The following is a 5,392-nucleotide window of genomic DNA, read 5'->3' as shown; positions in this document are numbered from 1 at the left end:
ATGGGGAAACCCCACACTACCATCGGCGATGCATCGTTTCACTACTGAGTTCGGGATGGGATCAGGTGGTTCCAATGCTCTATGGTCGTCAAGAAATTCGGTAGCCAGCTCGTGTACCTTTCGGCTCACGCTCCAGCGAATGGGTATGTAATAGATTTGTGTGTTACTTGTGAATTTTCGACTTGTATCGTCTTCACACACCGCAATCTGGCCTCTTTCGAGTTCACAAATTGCTTGGGTGTTATATGGTCAAGCCTCACGGGCAATTAGTATTGGTTAGCTCAACGCCTCACAGCGCTTACACACCCAACCTATCAACGTCGTAGTCTTCGACGGCCCTTCAGGGAACTCAAGGTTCCAGTGAGATCTCATCTTGAGGCTAGTTTCCCGCTTAGATGCTTTCAGCGGTTATCTATTCCGAACATAGCTACCCGGCAATGCCACTGGCGTGACAACCGGAACACCAGAGGTTCGTCCACTCCGGTCCTCTCGTACTAGGAGCAGCCCCTCTCAAATCTCAAACGTCCACGGCAGATAGGGACCGAACTGTCTCACGACGTTCTAAACCCAGCTCGCGTACCACTTTAAATGGCGAACAGCCATACCCTTGGGACCGGCTTCAGCCCCAGGATGTGATGAGCCGACATCGAGGTGCCAAACACCGCCGTCGATATGAACTCTTGGGCGGTATCAGCCTGTTATCCCCGGAGTACCTTTTATCCGTTGAGCGATGGCCCTTCCATACAGAACCACCGGATCACTAAGACCTACTTTCGTACCTGCTCGACGTGTCTGTCTCGCAGTCAAGCGCGCTTTTGCCTTTATACTCTACGACCGATTTCCGACCGGTCTGAGCGCACCTTCGTACTCCTCCGTTACTCTTTAGGAGGAGACCGCCCCAGTCAAACTACCCACCATACACTGTCCTCGATCCGGATAACGGACCTGAGTTAGAACCTCAAAGTTGCCAGGGTGGTATTTCAAGGTTGGCTCCACGCGAACTGGCGTCCACGCTTCAAAGCCTCCCACCTATCCTACACAAGCAAATTCAAAGTCCAGTGCAAAGCTATAGTAAAGGTTCACGGGGTCTTTCCGTCTAGCCGCGGATACACTGCATCTTCACAGCGATTTCAATTTCACTGAGTCTCGGGTGGAGACAGCGCCGCCATCGTTACGCCATTCGTGCAGGTCGGAACTTACCCGACAAGGAATTTCGCTACCTTAGGACCGTTATAGTTACGGCCGCCGTTTACCGGGGCTTCGATCAAGAGCTTCGCGTTAGCTAACCCCATCAATTAACCTTCCGGCACCGGGCAGGCGTCACACCCTATACGTCCACTTTCGTGTTTGCAGAGTGCTGTGTTTTTAATAAACAGTCGCAGCGGCCTGGTATCTTCGACCGGCATGAGCTTACGGAGCAAGTCCTTCACCCTCACCGGCGCACCTTCTCCCGAAGTTACGGTGCCATTTTGCCTAGTTCCTTCACCCGAGTTCTCTCAAGCGCCTTGGTATTCTCTACCCAACCACCTGTGTCGGTTTGGGGTACGGTTCCTGGTTACCTGAAGCTTAGAAGCTTTTCTTGGAAGCATGGCATCAACCACTTCGTCGTCTAAAAGACAACTCGTCATCAGCTCTCGGCCTTAGAATCCCGGATTTACCTAAGATTCCAGCCTACCACCTTAAACTTGGACTACCAACGCCAAGCTGGCCTAGCCTTCTCCGTCCCTCCATCGCAATAACCAGAAGTACAGGAATATTAACCTGTTTTCCATCGACTACGCTTTTCAGCCTCGCCTTAGGGACCGACTAACCCTGCGTCGATTAACGTTGCGCAGGAAACCTTGGTCTTTCGGCGTGGGTGTTTTTCACACCCATTATCGTTACTCATGTCAGCATTCGCACTTCTGATACCTCCAGCAAGCTTCTCAACTCACCTTCACAGGCTTACAGAACGCTCCTCTACCGCATCACCTAAGTGATACCCGTAGCTTCGGTGTATGGTTTGAGCCCCGTTACATCTTCCGCGCAGGCCGACTCGACTAGTGAGCTATTACGCTTTCTTTAAAGGGTGGCTGCTTCTAAGCCAACCTCCTAGCTGTCTAAGCCTTCCCACATCGTTTCCCACTTAACCATAACTTTGGGACCTTAGCTGACGGTCTGGGTTGTTTCCCTTTTCACGACGGACGTTAGCACCCGCCGTGTGTCTCCCATGCTCGGCACTTGTAGGTATTCGGAGTTTGCATCGGTTTGGTAAATCGGGATGATCCCCTAGCCGAAACAGTGCTCTACCCCCTACAGTGATACATGAGGCGCTACCTAAATAGCTTTCGAGGAGAACCAGCTATCTCCGAGCTTGATTAGCCTTTCACTCCGATCCACAGGTCATCCGCTAACTTTTCAACGGTAGTCGGTTCGGTCCTCCAGTTAGTGTTACCCAACCTTCAACCTGCCCATGGATAGATCGCCCGGTTTCGGGTCTATTCCCAGCGACTAGACGCCCTATTAAGACTCGCTTTCGCTACGCCTCCCCTATTCGGTTAAGCTCGCCACTGAAAATAAGTCGCTGACCCATTATACAAAAGGTACGCAGTCACCCAACAAAGTGGGCTCCCACTGCTTGTACGCATACGGTTTCAGGATCTATTTCACTCCCCTCTCCGGGGTTCTTTTCGCCTTTCCCTCACGGTACTAGTTCACTATCGGTCAGTCAGTAGTATTTAGCCTTGGAGGATGGTCCCCCCATATTCAGACAAAGTTTCTCGTGCTCCGTCCTACTCGATTTCATGACTAAGAGATTTTCGCGTACAGGGCTATCACCCACTATGGCCGCACTTTCCAGAGCGTTCCGCTAATCTCAAAGCCACTTAAGGGCTAGTCCCCGTTCGCTCGCCACTACTAAGGGAATCTCGGTTGATTTCTTTTCCTCAGGGTACTTAGATGTTTCAGTTCCCCTGGTTCGCTCCATACACCTATGTATTCAGTGTAAGGTAACCATCTTATGATGGCTGGGTTCCCCCATTCAGACATCTCCGGATCAAAGTCTGTTTGCCGACTCCCCGAAGCTTTTCGCAGGCTACCACGTCTTTCATCGCCTCTGACTGCCAAGGCATCCACCGTATGCGCTTCTTCACTTGACCATATAACCCCAAGCAATCTGGTTATACTGTGAAGACGACATTCGCCGAAAATTCGCAATTTAACTCACAAATTTTACCTTAGCCTGTAACAACACCAGTGAAAGTGTTGCCCAGTCTAACTTTCTATTACATACCCAAATTTTTAAAGAACGATCTAATCAAAGACTAGAAATCAACATTCACCATCATCACAATGGAATGCTCATTTCTAAGCTTTACATGACAGAAGCAGTAGTGGTGGAGCCAAACGGGATCGAACCGTTGACCTCCTGCGTGCAAGGCAGGCGCTCTCCCAGCTGAGCTATGGCCCCGTATCTCTACAGGCGTTTCCCACACAAAATTGGTGGGTCTGGGCAGATTCGAACTGCCGACCTCACCCTTATCAGGGGTGCGCTCTAACCAACTGAGCTACAGACCCAATTTCGGGCTGCTTCTAAATCGTCTTCTTCAATGAATCAAGCAATTCGTGTGGGAACTTATGGAGCAGCTGATGTCGTCGATTAAGGAGGTGATCCAGCCGCAGGTTCCCCTACGGCTACCTTGTTACGACTTCACCCCAGTCATGAATCACACCGTGGTAACCGTCCTCCCGAAGGTTAGACTAGCTACTTCTGGTGCAACCCACTCCCATGGTGTGACGGGCGGTGTGTACAAGGCCCGGGAACGTATTCACCGCGACATTCTGATTCGCGATTACTAGCGATTCCGACTTCACGCAGTCGAGTTGCAGACTGCGATCCGGACTACGATCGGTTTTCTGGGATTAGCTCCACCTCGCGGCTTGGCAACCCTCTGTACCGACCATTGTAGCACGTGTGTAGCCCAGGCCGTAAGGGCCATGATGACTTGACGTCATCCCCACCTTCCTCCGGTTTGTCACCGGCAGTCTCCTTAGAGTGCCCACCATTACGTGCTGGTAACTAAGGACAAGGGTTGCGCTCGTTACGGGACTTAACCCAACATCTCACGACACGAGCTGACGACAGCCATGCAGCACCTGTCTCAATGTTCCCGAAGGCACCAATCTATCTCTAGAAAGCTCATTGGATGTCAAGGCCTGGTAAGGTTCTTCGCGTTGCTTCGAATTAAACCACATGCTCCACCGCTTGTGCGGGCCCCCGTCAATTCATTTGAGTTTTAACCTTGCGGCCGTACTCCCCAGGCGGTCAACTTAATGCGTTAGCTGCGCCACTAAGAGCTCAAGGCTCCCAACGGCTAGTTGACATCGTTTACGGCGTGGACTACCAGGGTATCTAATCCTGTTTGCTCCCCACGCTTTCGCACCTCAGTGTCAGTATTAGTCCAGGTGGTCGCCTTCGCCACTGGTGTTCCTTCCTATATCTACGCATTTCACCGCTACACAGGAAATTCCACCACCCTCTACCATACTCTAGCCTGTCAGTTTTGAATGCAGTTCCCAGGTTGAGCCCGGGGATTTCACATCCAACTTAACAAACCACCTACGCGCGCTTTACGCCCAGTAATTCCGATTAACGCTTGCACCCTCTGTATTACCGCGGCTGCTGGCACAGAGTTAGCCGGTGCTTATTCTGTCGGTAACGTCAAGACAATCACGTATTAGGTAACTGCCCTTCCTCCCAACTTAAAGTGCTTTACAATCCGAAGACCTTCTTCACACACGCGGCATGGCTGGATCAGGCTTTCGCCCATTGTCCAATATTCCCCACTGCTGCCTCCCGTAGGAGTCTGGACCGTGTCTCAGTTCCAGTGTGACTGATCATCCTCTCAGACCAGTTACGGATCGTCGCCTTGGTGAGCCATTACCCCACCAACTAGCTAATCCGACCTAGGCTCATCTGATAGCGCAAGGCCCGAAGGTCCCCTGCTTTCTCCCGTAGGACGTATGCGGTATTAGCGTCCGTTTCCGAACGTTATCCCCCACTACCAGGCAGATTCCTAGGCATTACTCACCCGTCCGCCGCTCTCAAGAGGTGCAAGCACCTCTCTACCGCTCGACTTGCATGTGTTAGGCCTGCCGCCAGCGTTCAATCTGAGCCATGATCAAACTCTTCAGTTCAAACATCTTTGGGTTTTTAAGAAACCCTAAACTTGGCTCAGCAATCGTTGGTTACATCTTTGATTTCTCGCGGAGTAACTTGTGATGCTGATAATCTTGTTGACTATCAGTCTGACTCCACAAGCACCCACACGAATTGCTTGATTCAGTTGTTAAAGAGCGGTTGGTTAAGATCTTTCGTCTCAACCGAGCGGCGCATTCTACAGCAGCCTCTGTT

General features: G+C 51.3%; 2 tRNA genes and 3 rRNA genes. All 5 read right to left on the bottom strand.

The window, feature by feature from the left end:
- Window positions 1–93 (bottom strand): 5S ribosomal RNA (gene rrf / locus ACZRKZ_RS27640); the annotation flags it as partial.
- A gap of 152 nt (window positions 94–245) precedes the next feature.
- Window positions 246–3,137: ribosomal RNA gene (locus ACZRKZ_RS27635) — 23S ribosomal RNA — on the bottom strand.
- Window positions 3,138–3,372: 235 nt separating this feature from the next.
- Window positions 3,373–3,448: transfer RNA gene (locus ACZRKZ_RS27630), tRNA-Ala, on the bottom strand.
- Window positions 3,449–3,478: 30 nt separating this feature from the next.
- Window positions 3,479–3,555, bottom strand: a tRNA-Ile gene (locus ACZRKZ_RS27625).
- An 83-nt stretch (window positions 3,556–3,638) separates the two neighbouring features.
- Window positions 3,639–5,175 (bottom strand): 16S ribosomal RNA (locus ACZRKZ_RS27620).
- Window positions 5,176–5,392 lie beyond the last annotated feature (217 nt).

It is taken from the genome of Pseudomonas sp. c313 (assembly GCF_055407145.1).
This window is presented reverse-complemented; position numbering and strand designations above follow the sequence as displayed.